The following is a 16,764-nucleotide window of genomic DNA, read 5'->3' on the forward strand; positions in this document are numbered from 1 at the left end:
TTTAAGAAGCGGGATACAGGTAATTAATTATTAACTTTGAGTTAACGGACTACTCTGACCACTTGTTTTATGGCTATAATAGAGAAATTAAAACACTTGTTTGAAAAAGGAGTCATCCATGCCTTTACACCATGCCCCTACTGCTGATTTTCAGTTTCTTTTAAAAGAATGGCTTGGACTTGATGCCCATTATGAAAAGCTTGGCATCAGTGATTTTGATAGCGACCTAGCGAATGAAATTATTTCGCAAGGTGCTAAATTTGCACTCGATGTTGTTGCCCCATTAAACCGAGAGGGCGATGAAGAAGGCTGTAAGCTTGAAAATGGTCAGGTTACTACACCAAAAGGTTTTGCCGACGCCTATCAAGAATATGTGGCCAACGGCTGGAATGCCATGCTTGGCTCTGCTGAGTACGATGGTCAAGATTTGCCCTACACCATGGCCGTGCCGGTTCACGAGATGTTGAATGCCGCAAATTTAAGCTGGCGCTTAACGACTATGCTCACCGAAAGTGCCACACTTGCGGTAACGAAACATGCAAGTAAAGCGCTTAAAGATACGTATCTTGCGAAGCTGATCAGCGGCGAATGGACAGGTACAATGAACCTTACCGAGCCTCATGCTGGCACAGACTTGAGCTTGCTAAGCACTAAAGCACTGCCACAAGAAGACGGCAGCTATAAAGTGACGGGTAACAAGATATTTATCACTGGAGGCGATCAAGATTGGAGTTCTAACGTTATTCACTTAGTGTTGGCCCGCCTACCTGATGCGCCTAAAGGTGTTAAAGGTATTAGCTTGTTCTTGGTACCTAAATTTTTACCTGACGCGAGCAATGAGCCGGGCGAAGCAAACAGCCTGTCAGTGGGCAGTATTGAACACAAGATGGGTATAAAAGCCAGCCCTACCTGTGTTATGAACTTCGACGGTGCGACAGGCTGGTTAGTGGGTGAAGAAAACCAAGGGCTAGCGTGTATGTTCACCATGATGAACGATGCTCGCTTCCAAGTGGGTTTGCAGGGCTTAGGTACTGCTGAAGCGTCTTATCAAGGTGCGCTTACTTATGCACGCGACCGTGTTCAATCTCGTGCACCACAGGGCATTCAAAACCCTGAAGGTAAAGCAGACCCTATCGTGTTTCAGCCAGATGTAGCGAGAATGCTGCTAACACAAAAGTCCTTAATTGAAGGTTGCCGCGCTTTATCGCTTTTCTATGCCAAATTTATGGATATCGAAAAGCACACAGAAGGTGAAGAAAAACAAAACGCAGAGAATGTGCTTCAGTATTTAACGCCTATCTGCAAAGCCTTTATGACTGACATGGGCCTTGAAACTACTAACATTGGTGTGCAGGTATATGGCGGCCACGGCTTCATTCGCGAGTGGGGAATGGAGCAACTGGTGCGCGATGTGCGTATTGCCATGCTGTATGAGGGAACCAACGGCATTCAAGCCCTCGACTTAATTGGCCGTAAGCTCACCCGAGATGGCGGAAAAATGATGGAGTCGACCTATGCTGCATTTAATGAACTGGTTAACGACATTGAAGATGGTGAGAGCAAAGCATTAGCACAAGGTCTATTAGATGACTGGCGCGCTTCTTCTGCAGACTGTTTGGGCATGGACCCAACCACAGCTGCATCGGCGGCATGCGACTTTCTAAATTACAGCGCATACTCGCTAATTGGCGTATTGTGGTACAGCATGGCTGATAAGGCGCAGCACTCAGATAATGCGGTATTAGCAGCCTCCAAAGTGAAAACCCGAGACTTTTACATGCAGCGCATTCTACCTCGCCGCGACGCACACAAAGTAGCGTATAAGGCAGGGTCTGATAGTACTTTAGCGATTAGCGGCAGCGAGTTCGACTACTTGTAATATTATTTGCATTTGTCCTTTAGGCACGTGTATTAGAAAACAAAAAGGTCGGCTTGAATTACAGAGTTAATGCTATGTAATTCTAGTCGACCTTTTTTATACCGTTTTCACATGCTTTTAAACTATAAATATTGAAACCATGAACGTTAAAATCGCAGTCTCACGCGACTGCCATTGAGCGGCAGCACGATGGATTAGTAAACCTTATTAGCCTTAGTTCTTAGTGGTATCCATGTCAGAAAACGTATCGTCAAACCATTCATCTAACATGGCCTTCTCATAAAAAAGATTTTCATTTCTCATGTTTCGGATATTCGTATCCATAAAACCCATGTCTTTTAGCTGAAAATCCTCTTCACTTTTCAGTACTTCACCACTGCTGTCGGTCAATGAATAACTAAAGGTCATTCTTGGGATATCAACTCGCTGTATTACACGCACGTCGGAACCCATGTTATTTCCAAAACCAATAAATTGACTTGGCCACACTTGACCGGCCAAATCAATATTGGTGACAACCATTGATAGTGTTTGAGATTCGGGTAAAGCGGCAGCTAACTCAACTAAATGGGCCTCTAACGCTTTGAGTGTACGCTCTCGAAAACGCGCCCGAGATTCGTTTGAGGGGCGAACATCAGTAAAAGACGTTGGCTCTTTCCACGTTACTTTTAATTCGCCGGCATGAGATGGCACCACGACAGCGCTACTCAACAAAACGGAGCATATAGAAGTTGCGGTGATAGATAACTTATTCACGTTGACTCTCCTCATTTCAATTTTCTCGCAGACGTTTTAGCGTTTTTAGTTATTAACCAGGCTTTCGCATTAACGAAGACTGCGCAATGGTATGACAAAGCTGAGCGCGCTTGGCTCCTGAGAAATTCGGGTTTATATCGTCTGTTTGACAGTAATTCGCATAAAAGCGCTTAACACTATCTGTAGATACGGTGATTTTTTCAACATAGTTTTGTTGGTATGGCTTTAGTGGCTTTAACTGTGTGTTAATTTCACTTCGCAACCCTTCTAAAGCCCGCTGTTCCGGTAGAGTAGAAAGTGAAATGAACCAATCAGATACAGAGTTTTGAACATCTTCAAACAAATATTGAACAAAGGGAGAGCGCAGAATAAGCACTAGCACTATAATTTCAGCAGTAATAATAAAAAACCGGAGCATAACGTTTTACATAACCTTTCTAGTGGCGGCTTTAAATAGCTGTAATAATCACTGACATGGTTAACATACCCATCATAAAATCGTTTAGTCTTTCGCAACGTTGCGAGCAATGGTATTTAACATATTACTCAATTAAAGCCTTCTGGCTTTATTCGTAAAAGAGCATATAGAGGATAATACACTATCCTAGTGGCTTATTAATACACAATAAACGATACCCCGGTATGCAAATGTGCCCGCCTTTCATAGTTTAAGTTTACGCTGACTGAATTTACATCTTGATAGAATTTTACTTTCTGAACTTTCAGTATTGACTGAAAGTTTAAAAAGTACGATCATAATGAATATTCTTGATCTACATTAATCATGACAATCCTGTTGCTGTTATACTCCACACGCCACTAAAGGATGTTAGCTAAGGTTTATTTATGAACGAACAAATACCGGTCAAAAATGTCACTCCGGTAAAAGTGCACAAGCCAAAGGGAGACGGTCAAGGTAAGCGCCACGACTCCCGCAGTCGCATTTATGTACGAGCCGTAAAAGGGCCGTTGGAATCGTTCCGTCGATTTTTTGGGCTTATTTTTCTTGGCTTGTTCGCTATCATTCCATGGCTTCAGTTCAATGGCCAGCAGGCGGTCTTGCTCGATATTGGCCAGCAACGCTTCACCATATTCTCGCTAACACTTTGGCCTCAAGATCTTACGCTATTAGCTTATATATTTATTGTGTCGGCATTTGCCCTCTTCTTTGTGACCACTTTTGCAGGTCGAGTGTGGTGCGGTTTTATGTGTCCGCAAACTACCTGGGTATATATTTATACGTGGTTTGAAGAGAAGTGTGAGGGGCCCCGCAATAAGCGAATTAAGCTAGACGAGCGCCCAATGGACGCCGATAAGTTTATGCGTAAAACGGCGAAGCACACTGCATGGGTAGGCGTTGCTTTGTTAACGGCGCTTACTTTTGTTGGGTATTTCACGCCTATCGGCACGCTATTTGTTGATTTCTTCACCTTCAACGTAAGCTTCTGGGCTGGCTTTTTTGTTATTTTCTTTGCTGTATGTACCTACGGCAACGCAGGTTACATGAGAGAAATTATGTGTACTCACATATGCCCCTACGCTCGCTTTCAATCTGCAATGTTCGACAAAGATACCTTTACCGTATCTTACAACGCCAACCGCGGCGAAAAACGAGGGCCACGCCCGCGCAAGCTTAGCCACGAAGAAGTAAAAGAAAAAGGGTTAGGCGATTGTATCGACTGTAACTTGTGTGTGCAGGTATGTCCTACCGGCATCGATATTCGAAATGGATTGCAGTACGAATGCATAAACTGTGGTGCCTGCGTTGATGCGTGTAACGGAGTTATGGACAAAATGAATTACCCCAAAGGACTCATTAGCTTTACTTCTGAAGAAGAGTTGGCTGGCGGTAAAACCCATATTATACGACCTAAGCTCATTGGCTACTTTGTGGTACTTGTGATCATGATTGGCCTGTTGTTCGCCAATATCTACACTCGCAGCCCTACGGAAGTGGATATTATTCGCGATAGAAACTCTTTATATCGCGAAACTAACGAAGGGCTAATAGAAAATGTGTATACCATCAAGGTATTGAATAAAACGCAGACGCGTCAAACCTACACCGTAGAAATAAAAGGCCTTCCTGATTATGAATATATTGGTAAGCAGGAATTTGTCGTTGAAGGTGGCGCGGTGTATTCAACGCCGATATCGGTTGCAACCGACGCCTATAATCTGGAAGATACGGTCACTGACATATTCATTAGTGTTACCACCACCGTAGACGGTGATATTGTAACCATTGATGAGCCAACTAAGTTTCTTTATCGATGACAGATTTTTCTTTCTCGGGCTTGAGCCCAGATACGATACTAGATGCCCTGGAAACCCAGGGCATTTTTCTTCAAAGCGGTCTATTAGCCCTTAATAGCTATGAAAACAGGGTTTATCAATTTATTGCCGAAGACGGCAAACGTTATGTGGCTAAATTCTATCGACCGGGCCGCTGGTCTGATGAACAAATTCAAGAAGAGCACAATTTCGCTAAAGAATTAGCCGACAACGAAATTCCCATCGTCGCGCCCATGGCCGTGAATGCAAAGACGCTGCACCACCATAGCGTTGGAGGTACAGACTACCGTTTTGCATTATTCCCCTCGGTGGGCGGTCGTCAATTTGAGAACGACAATTTAGACCAGTTGGAGTGGATGGGACGGTTTATTGGCCGCATTCACCTTACGGCTCAAGCGTCTGCATTTTCTTCTCGCCCTGCAATTGATGTTGAAAGCTACTTATTAGAACCTCAACGTGTATTGGAGCAAAGTGAGCTATTGCCTGAAGGCCTTAAAACGGCATTTTTTGCTATTTTAAACCCCGTTATTGAAGCTACACAAAAAGCGTACAAAAACGTGTCATCCCCTATTCGTCTGCACGGCGACTGCCACCCTGGCAATATCTTATGGCGCGATGGACCTACCTTTGTTGATTTAGACGATTGCAGAATGGGGCCTGCCATTCAAGATTTGTGGATGATGTTAAGCGGAGATAGGCAGCAGCAACTGCTTCAGCTAGATACTTTAGTAGAGGCCTATGAGGAGTTCCAACCATTTAATAAAGCGGAGCTCGCGTTAATAGAGCCATTGAGAGCCATGCGAATGGTACATTATATGGCGTGGCTTTCCCGTCGTTGGTCAGACCCTGCGTTCCCCCGTGCATTTCCCTGGTTTGCAGAAGATAAATACTGGGAAGGACAAATTTTAGCGCTCAAAGAACAAATGTCTGCACTGCAAGAGCCTCCACTAAAATTAGGCATGTAGTTTCGTCACATTATTCCACTCGCTACATGCATCAATACACCTGCTGCTGTCGTAAGTCGCCGTTAAAGCCTATATACTCGCCCCCGCGTAGGTGCACATAAATCGGCCTTGCTAGCTCATGCTAGCCCACTTTAGCCAATAAAAGGCGAGACAGGGCTAAGCATTAAGAGACTAGGCACTAAAAGGCAATGCCGATAATTGTGTTAAACGGGAAATCAGTTAAATGCTGATGCTGCCCCCGCAACGGTAATCTCAGTACGATATAAGTGCTATATCAGTGCTACATCAGTACTTCTTTTTACACGCCACTGTCGTTAAGCCAATGTGATCGTTGACTTAATCGATGGGAAGGCAAAAGAGTGTCAGTCTCATAGCTATACGCTTATAAACAATGAGCAGATGACGAGAAAGCCCGGATACCGGCCTGTGCTTCACGGCCCCTGCACTATCAATGAGTGTGCGGTGCTTTCGCTTAATCATGTGCTCGGGCGGAGCGCATAAGAGACTATTATTGATTATGGAATTATCTTTACTACAGGCTGCTTTTACTAAAACTGCAACGGCCGCTGCAATCCTAACGTGTATCACTTCAACTTCTGTTTTTTCTCAAGAACGTTCTAAAGACACCGACGACGTAGAAACCCTCACCGTAACAGGCACTCGCCTACCGATAACGCTTACAAAGCTACCGGGTGCGGTATCGGTATTAACCGAGAGCGACATAAAAGCCTCAGGCGCGTTGCAACTTACCGAACTTATACGGGGACTTCCTGGCGTTAGCTTATCTCAATCAGGAAGCCTAGGTGGCCTAACCGAGGTAAGAGTGCGAGGCAGTGAAACTAATCATCTTTTGGTACTTATCGATGGCGTTATTGCTAATGATATCGGCCAAGGTAGCTTGATTGATTTAGCCCATTTAACCGCTGCAAATGTAACACGCATCGAGTTATTGAAAGGCCCACAAAGCGCCCGTTGGGGCAGCGGCGCTATTGGTGGAGTATTAAGTATTACCACTAAAGCCGGTGCTCAGGGTGACGTCACGCCTCAGCTAAGCATGTCGGCAGGAGTGGGTACGCAAAACACCTACAGAGGAAGCGTAAACACATCATCACAACACGACAACCTCGGCGTGTCGGCGTACGCGAGCTACATGCAAACCGATGGCGATAATATTGCAAGAACGGGGAGTGAAGACGACGGTTATGACAACCTTACCGCTGGACTGAACCTTCGCTTTGACGCCAATGATGAGCATAGGTTTTCTGCCTACCTGCGTACCGTAGACTACGAAAATGAGTATGACGCTACAGACTTTGCTACCACGGGATTGCCCGCGGATGCAGACAACGTTACAAAAGGGGTTCAAATTAGCTCGAAACTGAAGTGGGATTACCAAGCTAATAACAGCGACTATCGCTCAGCGCTTACTGCACAATACAGAAAAGATGAAAATGACAACACGACGTCCGGCGCTGACGCAGGCGGCACTACCGGTGAACGTATTGAGCTAAATTGGACCAATTTCTACCGTGTAAATGATTGGCAGTTAGCCGCAGGAACTGAATACCTTCAACGTTTGTTTTCACAGCGTGGGCCTGTGGTTTTCGGCGATCCTAACCAAGACCAACGGGATGATACCTACAGCGTTTTTGCCGAGGCTACTGGAGAGTTAAGTGATAAGGTTTTCACCTCGCTTAGCGCACGCTTCGATAATAATAGTGAATTCGACAATGCATCTAGCTATCGCGCCGGACTTACATGGCAGCTTGACCGTCATATCGCTTTATTCACCAGCTACGGAAAGGCAGTTAAAACCCCCACCTTCACCGAACGCTTCGGATATACCCCAGCCAGCTTTATCGGCAATCCTTACCTTATTCCGGAAAAAAGTGAAGAAGTTGAGGTAGGCGTTAAAGGTCGCTGGCAAACCGTGACGGCACAAGTCAGTGTTTTCAATACTCAGCTACAAGATGAAATAAATGGATTTGTATTCGATGCACAAAGCGGCGCATTTACCGCGGGCAATGTAGACGGTGAAAGCCAGCGAGACGGTGTAGACGCAGAATTTAGCTGGCGTGGCGACTTTGCTGATATTACTGGCTCTTACAGCTATCTTGATGCCCAGCAAACCAGTAATGCACAAAGCGCCATTGAACTTAGACGTGCTCGGCATCAAGGTGCTATTACGGTAACGTCAGATTTTGGCCTTGAGAAATTTAGCTTTTACACAAAGCTTGCCTATACCGGCACACGCTTTGATACGTTTTTCCCTCCATTTCCTGCGCCTTCAGAAACCCTTGCGCTATCTGCTTACACACTGACAAGCGTTAATGTGAGCTACCAGCTTAGCAATCAATGGCAAATGTCAATAAAAGTGAATAACCTGTTTGATAAAGAATACGAAGATATCATTGGGTATGTGGGACAAGAACGACGCGCCCTGCTTTCAATCAGTTACACGCGCTAGATCACAGGCATGGTATTACACACAACTAGGCACACGATTTAACTAAACGTGTGTCTGGAAAAGCTCATTGAATAGCGCAAATAAGAAGTAGTGCCTATCTGCACCAGCATGGTTTACCGTGTTGGTGCTACTTTGTTTACCTTGCGTGTTATTCAACTTACTTGGTGCTCAACTCCTGTGGTGCGCAATTTCTGTGATGTTCAGCGGGGATTAAGCTTTCTACTGTATCATTTCGTTGTGTTTTTTAGCTTGCTGGTCGTTCAAATCTAGTTAACGCTCAAAGCCTGTGATAGTCTTTTGCCGATAAAAATCTTAAATATAAAGGAACTTATTCCATGAAAAAGTTTGCAGTAATGTTTGTCATGGCAATGCTTTTGCCATTAGCCGCTTGTGCTCAAGAGTCAGGCGCAAAATGGAAAGAAGGTACTCATTATAAAGTGGTTAATGAAGAGGCTACTGATAAGCCAGTTATTACTGAATACTTCTCGTTTTGGTGCCCACACTGCTTTCAGTTTGAGCCAATTGTTGAACAAATAAAACAGAAGAAAAGTGACGGTACTGCGTTTAACAAAGTACACGTAAACTTTATGCGCTTTACCGGCCCAGACGTGCAGGATGCAGCGACAAAAGCGATGCTTATTGGCCGTGCAATGAAACAAGAAAATGCGATGAATGGGGCAATCTTCAATTACATTCATAAGCAAAAAGCTTCTGTTACTAATCTGAAAGACTTACGCAACATCTTCGTCGTAAACGGCGCCGATGGCGAAGAATTCGATAAGCTTGCTAAAAGCTTCGGTGTTAACAGCATGCTGCGTAAAAACCAGCAGCAAATTGATGCTAACCGCGAGTTATTAACCGGCGTACCAAGCTTCATTATTAATGGAAAGTATCAACCTACTTTCACATCTGACATGTCTTATGATGATATTGCAGATTTAATTGTATGGCTGTCTGAACAAAAATAGGTCTGAACAAAATAAGCCTGTAGCGAGCCTGCCCAGTCGCTATTGCTGAGCAAAGCACAAGGCAAAATACGACCATCGAAAATGGGCGCTTTCAAAGCGCCCATTTTTATTAAGCCCGGCTTTTTATTGAACCAGCTTTCTAGGGCAAGACCTAGTGAACAAGGAACCTTATGACAACAGTAGATTCGTTTGCAGACTTTATTTGTGAACTTGATAAGCTTAAGGCCGTGAAGCGAAAAATCACTCTACCGGCAGATAATCATCGGGAAGAAAACTCTGCCGAGCATAGCTGGCATGTAGCGCTTATGGCCTCAATGCTAAGCCAATATGCTGCAAAACCTATAGACATCCAGCGCGTGATACAGATGATCCTTATTCACGATGTGGTAGAAATTGATGCGGGCGATATGTTTGCCTTTAATACGCAGCAAGACCACGCGGCTCAGGCTGAAAAAGAAATAACAGCGGCAAAACGAATTTTTGGTCTTCTTCCGTCGCCGCTTAATGAAACGATGCTGACGCTGTGGCTAGAATTTGAGGACGCGGCAACACCTGATGCCGAATTTGCTAAGGCGATGGATAGGGTACTTCCCGTATTTCAAAACATGAAAAATCAGGGCGGAAGCTGGGCGACCCATAAAATTACTCGCCAGCAGATAGAAAAGCGCAATGCACACCTTAAAACCTGTGCGCCGGCACTCTGGGATTACGTAAGCAGACAGCTAGACATTGCCGTGGCAAATAAATGGTTGTTAGACTCGCCCAAAAGCTAGCGACCAAACGGAAGGCTAGTTTTATCACGCTGCTGCCAAAGTAGTTGAGCTTCTTCTATGGCGGTGTTTACCTCAATACTGCGTAGCAAAACGAGGTAACTTGCCAGCGAGCTAATAATAGCCTGCTCACCGTAATCGCTTGCTGCTTTGCCATGCCATACCTCAAGCATATCGCCAACGTTCATGGTTTTATCTTTTAGTGCCCAGCGCTTGGCAATAACAGGAAGAACATATTCATCAGTTTTGCCGCCACGGGTAACAAATAACTCAGTTTCCCGCTCGCCATTTACCTCAGGATCGCCCCCGTCACCGCGAAAACACAGTGCATCTATGTTGTCGTAGTTTTCGTTCACTCGGCAATGTTTATGATCGAGGTGCATATGATACACCCCTTGCACACAATACTTCGCGCCAGTGGGGTTTAGCAACCGAGCCAGCGTATTGGCACACGAGCGCAACCCAAATACCTCGCGTAGTTTAATAATATGGTCTAACGATGGCAGCAGACACGATAGGTCGAGGTAAGTCACCAAGTGTTCATCCATCTGGGATTTAGCCTGTGTCACCGTATTCACTGCTGGCAAACCTAGCGTTGGCAACACCGCGCTTGCATATAGTCGCCCTGAACCTGGCTCATGGGCGCCGTGCAACATAACACGCGTACCGTTTTTAACGAGCACTGCCACGGCGAGTAAATACCACGGAAGCTGTCGCCGCTTTCCTGCATAGCAACCAATATCTAGCACAGGGGCTAGTGTTTGCACCTCGGGCTCAATAAGCTCTCGACAAGCATCCACAAAGCCTATTACTTCTTCGGGCGTTTCTTCTCGGGTACGTAGCAACATTAAAAAGGCACCACGTTGATCGCCGGTAACCTTATTGGCAAGCACCATTTTCATGGCGTGGTATGCCTCTTCGCGCGTTAGGCTTCGACCGCCCCGCTGTCCTTTTCCAATAATTTTTATGTAGTCACTAAATGGAAGCTGCATGGTGTGTTAGGAACGCTTTTTATTAAGTCATTAATTCTATTCACTCTATCATTTTTAAAAAAATAAGGGGAAATAAACCTGCGTTCAGTAATTCATTAATTTCGCCCTTTTCGTTTAGTAAGTAAAAGCCCCCCCCTAAGCGCACCTTAGAGTTTAATCTCGCTCATGTTCGCGATTATGTAGACGTTGAAATTCATACTTATATTCACACCTGCAAAAGTGCGTTTGCATAGATACGTTTACATTGCTAACTATAAGAAGCTTGCCACGCTATTGCCTTTTACCCCCATTGTTGGATGATTCAGCGGTATAAAATTTTCCTAATCATTACTGGTATAAAAACAAAAATAAGGAATTTGCGATGTCTAATTGCTTACATCTTGCTATCCCTGCAGGCGACTTAGAAAAAGCCAAGGTATTTTATTGTGACGTATTGGGCTGTAAAACGGGTAACAGTGAGGACGGGCACTGGATTGACATTGACTTTTGGGGCAATGAACTCACTTTGCATGAAAGTAGTGAACGGTTACCTTCAGTACGTCATGAAGTAGACATGGGTACGGTTTCAGTACCGCATTTTGGTGTTCATATGAGTGAAGATGAGTTTCAAGCGTTGAAGAAGCGTATTGAATCGGCAGGCTTACCGTATTTAGATAAACCCTACCGCCGCTTTAAAGATACAGAGTTCGAACAAGAAACGTTTTTCATCGAAGATCCTAACGGCAATGTACTTGAAATGAAAACAATGACTAACCCTGAAGTATTGTTTCGCACTACCAAATAAAGCGCATGTAAGTTCGTGAACACACATCGAGCTTAGCTATGAAGACAAACGGATAACATGCCAGCGTGTTGCTCGCTGGCACGTTTATTTGAGTACTTAGGTTATTGTTAACCGCAATGTATAAGAAGAAAACCTAGCCGAAGAAGTTGAAGCATATCTTGTTACCGTCAAAGTCTCTTACGTAAGCCGCATAAAACTTTCCCGGTACTCGTTGTCCAGGCGCGCCATCGCATGTTGCCCCAAGAGACAGTGCTTTTTCATGCATTTTATCTACTTTCTGCTTATTGCCTGGTGCAATTGCAAACATATTGCCGTTGCCCGGTGAAGGCTCTTTCTCATCCCACGGAATACACACGGCAATCATTGGCTCTTTCATCGATTTACCAATGTATTTAATCCGGTCCATATTCACTAACCGCTTAACGCCAAAATCTTCTAATAGTGACTCGTAGAATGAGGCTGATTTTTCTATATCGCTCACGCCCAAGGTTACGTAATTAATCATCAAGCTTTCCCCAAAAAGTAGGTTAGAAGTAATTTGAAATTTACTGTGTGGTAAAACCTACGGCAGGCGATACGAAATAGCTCAGTGAGGAATATTTAATAAAAAACCGCACTAGTATGCACTAGTGCGGTTTTGTGTTTTTCATGTCGCTCTTAGGTCCCTGCTTGCAAACACCTTGCGCCAAGACACTAGACGACCATTTTAATAGGAAGCCTTAGGCAAGCTTATCGGAAGCAACGCGATAACGAGGGTCTTCGTTAACGTTAATTTCTACAAACTTATCGGCTTTACGTAGCAAGCTGCGACACTCGTCGCTGATATGACGTATATGCAGCTTCTTGCCCTGCTCGAGGTATTTATCTGCAAGCGTATCTAGGGCATCGATACCCGACGAATCCCAAATACGAGACTCTCTAAAGTCGATAACCACATCTTCTGGATCGTTGGCGATATCAAACAAGTCTCTAAAATGCGTTACCGAGCCAAAGAACAGCGGCCCTTCTAGCTCATATACCTTCCAGTTGTCATCGTCGATATGCGATTTTACGGCAATATGGCGTGCGTGCTTCCAGGCGAATACAAGGGCAGATACGATAACACCAACAACAACAGCAATGGCTAGGTCGGCAATAACAGTAACGCCAGTTACCAAGAAGAGTACAAACGCATCTTCTTTGTTAACACCGCGCACAATGCGGAATGATGCCCATTCAAAGGTAGCAATAACCACCACGAACATAACGCCAACCAGTGCTGCTAATGGAATCATTTCAATAAGTGGTGCTGCAAAAAGAATGAAGCCAAGCAGTACAAGTGCAGCAGTTATTCCAGATAAGCGACCACGTCCACCAGAATTGATATTAATCATACTCTGACCAATCATGGCGCAACCGCCCATACCGCCAAAGAAGCCGTTAACAGTGTTAGCAACGCCTTGTCCAACACACTCTTTATTGCCGCGACCACGGGTGTCGGTCATTTCGTCAATAAGCGATAGGGTAAGCAGCGATTCAATAAGACCAACCAAGCACAAGATAATAGATGTTGGCAGCACAATCATTACCGTTTCCCAGGTGAAAGGCACCATTGGAATAGCAAAGGTTGGCAACTCACCCGCCAAGGTGGCGCTGTCTTTTTGATCAGCCGGTAGCAAGTCTCTTACAAAGTCGATAACCGTGCGCGCTTCTAAATCTAATCCGTGTACTAAAGCGGTAACCGTTACAATTGCTACCAACGAGGCAGGTACCGCCTTGGTAAGCTTTGGCAGTAAATAGATAATTGCCATGGTAAGGCCTACAAGACCTAGCATCCAGTACAGCATTGAACCCTGCATCCACTGCAGTTCGCCAAGTGAATTGACTATTTTAAATTGTCCTAGCTGCGCTAAGAATATAACGATAGCAAGCCCGTTAACAAAACCCAGCATAACCGGGTATGGCACCAAACGGATAAACTTACCGAGCTTAAACACGCCGCAGAGTATTTGCAGCAGCCCCGCTAAGATGACGGCCGCAAACAGGTATTGCACCCCATGCTGCGCCACAAGTGCCACCATCACAACGGCCATGGCCCCTGTTGCACCTGAAATCATGCCTGGGCGACCGCCAATGGCAGAAGTAATTAAGCCCATCATAAATGCAGCGTATAGACCAATCATAGGTTCTACACCTGCAACAAATGCAAAGGCTACGGCTTCAGGAACTAGCGCTAAGGCGACAGTAATTCCCGAAAGCACGTCATTTTTTACGTTGCTATCTTTACTGGTTATTAAATCGAACATGTTTTCTCAGAATATAAAGCGTGTTAAACAAAAAGCCCCATTGGCTAAAAGGGCTTACTGGAGAATTGTTGGCGATTCTATCACCATTGCAGCTTAAAATCTTTTAATAGAATGTTAACCATGCAGGCGTGTTGACACGTATTGAAAGCTTATTTGCTAATCATACAGCTAGATCAAACTTTGGACATACTGGCGATATTATTTGTTAAGGCAGTCGAAAACTCGTACAACAAAGATCAACACGCCCTAATATAAGAGCAGGCATAAAATCTGACAATCTGACAATCTGACATAAAAGCTGACACAGGCGCTATGACGTGGCATCGTATCGGGCAAAATTAGCTGCTTATCCTTAATTAATTTCTTATCGCTCAAATCCTTTGTAGTCTGTCGGCTAATAGACTGCGCAAGAGAAATACACAGCAGCTATTGTTTAATATCAGCATCAACGTCAACAAGAATATCAATTTGGAGTTATTGTGGTCCCGTACATCCTTACTATTTTATGTGTGCTCGTAGCAGGTGCAATTCATTGGGTTTCGCCGAAGGCGTATTGGAAAGCAACTTTTATGTCTACCGCCGTTATTCTACTTTTCTCAGTAGCAGCACTATTCATATTTAAAGCGTCGGGAATGCTTGTAAGTGAAAAAACAGGCGCTAACGCCGACTTTTCTGGGCAGCTTTTAACAATAAATATACTAGTGGCTTTTTTCGGATTTCTGATTTCGTTGTTTGTTGGATGGTTTCTCCGCGTAGTGAGAAATTGAGAAGAGAAATTAAGGCTTCACTGTAAGCGTTGGCCAAATCTCACACCAGCGCTTCTTTTGAATCCGCTCATTAAATACGTCTGGCCGAGGGTACTTGGGGTTTATACTGATGGTGCCTGCAAAATTAGCCTGCAAACCAAAGGGCGCGAGTATCTCAAACGGCCTTGCTGTTTCAAACGACGAGCGTGCACTGGCACTGCTACTAGCATTAGCACTGGAGCTGCCACTAGAACTGGCACTGGTACTGCTAGATAGAGCTTCGCTGTCTGCGGTTGATAACGCTATCGCCACACAGGTTTCTTTCTCAATCCAATATGAAATAGCCTCTTCGCAGTTTTTATAAGGCGTATGTCCGTGCAGTACATGCATACGCGCCTGATTTTTTACCTGCCACTTAACCTGCGGTAATACCTCATTTAACTGCATTTCATAAAAGGTGTCTTTCGCGCGCTGTGTGTTGTTTGCATCAAAATAGATAACATCAACGTCGTTTAACGGCGTGGGTGTGCTCTTTTGGTGTAAAAAATCCCAAATAGCGTTACGAAGAAAGCCTGCACCTAGGTAACCTTGTGGCAACGCGAGTTGTTGAAGCGAATGTAAGCACGACATGCGCTGATAGTCTGCCTGTATAATTTCGCAAACGCGCTGATAAAATTTAAGACGTTCGACATTGCGCAAAGTGCCTTGCATTGACCTTACTGACGCTTAGATTGCTGTGGCTCACTGTTGTGAATATGCAGCTTTTGCTTCCATTTAATAGTGTAAAGGCATAGCGCCACAACACTGCCACCAGCAAACCAACCTCCAATCACGTCGCTTGGCCAGTGAACCCCTAGCATCACTCGAGATAACCCTATGCAAAACACCAATAATGCTGCAGTTGAGTATATCCATGTGCTGACCGCCCTTTGGCCAGAGAAATGGCAAATAAGATAAGCGAGGTAGAAGTACACTAATGTAGACAGGGTTGCATGAGCAGACGGGAAACTGTGGGTATACACATCCACATCGTGCTGACTAACCGGTGGACGAGGTCTCGCGATCCCCGCTTTAAGGGCAAAGGCAACAAATAACCCCAACGCTACTGCCAACACAAAGGTATACGCCTTATTGCGCTGGTTGTGCATGGCGAGACCAACCGTAACGGTAATAGTCACAAAAAGCAGCACAATATTACTGCCAAGCGCGGTAACATCTCTTAATGCATCTGATACCCATTTAGGCGTGGAAGCCTCCAGTTTAAGGGCTTGGAATAATGCTTCGTCTATTGGCTGCGCAACACCTAAATGCACAAATAGCATAACCAATACAAAGCAGGTTCCAAGAAGCAGAACCTGAACTGAAGGGGTTTTAAGCATATTGATATAGTGACCAACTTCACTGTTTTGTTTCATGACTAACATCCATTTGTTGCATTTTATTTCACTAGCTGTGTTTTATATCACAAGGAAGTGTCGACCTAGTCGTGCTTACTTCCGCCAAGGCACTTAGGTGATGACAAAGGCTCCCCTCCCCTTTTTACCCACTCTTCAGGGGTATAAGTGTGAAGCGCCAGCGCGTGAACAGGCCCCTCTAAGGCCGGTGCTGCCAATGCGTTTATTTGTCTATGCCTGCCAATTAAACGCTGACCTTCAAAGGCTTCACTCACAACCGTTACTTTGAAATGACTTTGCGCTCCGTCGGGCACATTATGCATAAAGCTTTCATCAACGACCTCTAAGTAGCTTGGCGCAATAGCATCCGTGATGGCTGTTTCTAGGAAATCTTTTACTTGCATATCGTCTACCTGCATATCTTTTACCTCAATCTCTTTTATTCGCGTGACTGGCGAACCCA

General features: G+C 44.8%; 15 protein-coding genes and 1 riboswitch. Of the genes, 7 read left to right on the top strand and 8 right to left on the bottom strand.

The window, feature by feature from the left end; genetic code table 11:
* The first annotated feature begins 118 nt into the window (after positions 1–118).
* Positions 119–1,879: an acyl-CoA dehydrogenase family protein gene (locus O9X84_RS08760; RefSeq protein WP_269519324.1), complete on the top strand. Its 1,761-nt coding sequence runs from the start codon at positions 119–121 to the stop codon at positions 1,877–1,879.
* Between the two features lie 213 nt (positions 1,880–2,092).
* On the opposite strand, the gene O9X84_RS08765 is transcribed toward O9X84_RS08760, so the two are convergent.
* Positions 2,093–2,635 (bottom strand): DUF3016 domain-containing protein, encoded by a 543-nt coding sequence (locus tag O9X84_RS08765; RefSeq protein WP_269519325.1) that lies wholly within the window; start codon positions 2,633–2,635, stop codon positions 2,093–2,095.
* A 52-nt stretch (positions 2,636–2,687) separates the two neighbouring features.
* The gene (locus O9X84_RS08770; RefSeq protein ID WP_269519326.1) at positions 2,688–3,053 is read right to left on the bottom strand and encodes a hypothetical protein; all 366 of its coding nucleotides are present in this window, start codon (positions 3,051–3,053) and stop codon (positions 2,688–2,690) included.
* A 428-nt stretch (positions 3,054–3,481) separates the two neighbouring features.
* Between O9X84_RS08770 and ccoG the strand changes: the two genes are divergently transcribed.
* The 5 genes from ccoG (at position 3,482) to O9X84_RS08795 (ending at position 10,103) form a co-directional block, all read left to right on the top strand.
* Positions 3,482–4,912 (top strand): cytochrome c oxidase accessory protein CcoG, encoded by a 1,431-nt coding sequence (gene ccoG / locus O9X84_RS08775; protein ID WP_269519327.1) that lies wholly within the window; start codon positions 3,482–3,484, stop codon positions 4,910–4,912.
* A complete protein-coding gene (locus tag O9X84_RS08780; protein WP_269519328.1) occupies positions 4,909–5,895 on the top strand; it encodes a serine/threonine protein kinase in 987 nt (328 codons plus the stop codon). Before ccoG ends, O9X84_RS08780 begins: the two co-directional genes overlap by 4 nt.
* Before the next feature lie 166 nt (positions 5,896–6,061).
* A riboswitch (cobalamin riboswitch) is annotated at positions 6,062–6,337 on the top strand.
* Between the two features lie 75 nt (positions 6,338–6,412).
* Positions 6,413–8,362, top strand: a complete 1,950-nt coding sequence (locus O9X84_RS08785; protein WP_269519329.1) for a TonB-dependent receptor plug domain-containing protein — start codon at positions 6,413–6,415, stop codon at positions 8,360–8,362.
* Between the two features lie 335 nt (positions 8,363–8,697).
* On the top strand, positions 8,698–9,330 hold the full coding sequence (locus tag O9X84_RS08790; RefSeq protein ID WP_269519330.1) for a thiol:disulfide interchange protein DsbA/DsbL: 633 nt from the start codon (positions 8,698–8,700) through the stop codon (positions 9,328–9,330).
* A gap of 170 nt (positions 9,331–9,500) precedes the next feature.
* Positions 9,501–10,103 (top strand): HD domain-containing protein, encoded by a 603-nt coding sequence (locus O9X84_RS08795; RefSeq protein ID WP_269519331.1) that lies wholly within the window; start codon positions 9,501–9,503, stop codon positions 10,101–10,103.
* Here the strand turns inward: O9X84_RS08795 and O9X84_RS08800 are convergent.
* The gene (locus O9X84_RS08800) at positions 10,100–11,092 is read right to left on the bottom strand and encodes a glycosyl transferase family protein (RefSeq protein WP_269519333.1); all 993 of its coding nucleotides are present in this window, start codon (positions 11,090–11,092) and stop codon (positions 10,100–10,102) included. The genes O9X84_RS08795 and O9X84_RS08800 overlap by 4 nt on opposite strands.
* Positions 11,093–11,453: 361 nt before the next feature.
* Here O9X84_RS08800 and O9X84_RS08805 point away from each other — a divergent pair, with 361 nt between their 5' ends.
* Positions 11,454–11,876: a VOC family protein gene (locus O9X84_RS08805; protein ID WP_269519334.1), complete on the top strand. Its 423-nt coding sequence runs from the start codon at positions 11,454–11,456 to the stop codon at positions 11,874–11,876.
* Between the two features lie 133 nt (positions 11,877–12,009).
* On the opposite strand, the gene O9X84_RS08810 is transcribed toward O9X84_RS08805, so the two are convergent.
* The 5 genes from O9X84_RS08810 to O9X84_RS08830 all read right to left on the bottom strand — a co-directional run bounded on the left by O9X84_RS08810 (position 12,010) and on the right by O9X84_RS08830 (position 16,705).
* Positions 12,010–12,381, bottom strand: a complete 372-nt coding sequence (locus O9X84_RS08810; protein ID WP_032095699.1) for a VOC family protein — start codon at positions 12,379–12,381, stop codon at positions 12,010–12,012.
* Positions 12,382–12,595: 214 nt separating this feature from the next.
* A complete protein-coding gene (locus O9X84_RS08815) occupies positions 12,596–14,161 on the bottom strand; it encodes a SulP family inorganic anion transporter (RefSeq protein ID WP_269519336.1) in 1,566 nt (521 codons plus the stop codon).
* A 776-nt stretch (positions 14,162–14,937) separates the two neighbouring features.
* Entirely contained in the window at positions 14,938–15,618 is a 681-nt protein-coding gene (locus O9X84_RS08820; RefSeq protein WP_269519338.1) for a nucleotidyltransferase family protein, read from the bottom strand.
* 5 nt (positions 15,619–15,623) lie between these two features.
* Positions 15,624–16,322, bottom strand: a complete 699-nt coding sequence (locus O9X84_RS08825) for a phosphatase PAP2 family protein (RefSeq protein WP_269519339.1) — start codon at positions 16,320–16,322, stop codon at positions 15,624–15,626.
* Between the two features lie 65 nt (positions 16,323–16,387).
* A complete protein-coding gene (locus O9X84_RS08830; protein WP_269519413.1) occupies positions 16,388–16,705 on the bottom strand; it encodes a BolA family protein in 318 nt (105 codons plus the stop codon).
* Positions 16,706–16,764 lie beyond the last annotated feature (59 nt).

It is taken from the genome of Alteromonas sp. BMJM2, assembly GCF_027257845.1.
Taxonomy (GTDB): domain Bacteria; phylum Pseudomonadota; class Gammaproteobacteria; order Enterobacterales; family Alteromonadaceae; genus Alteromonas.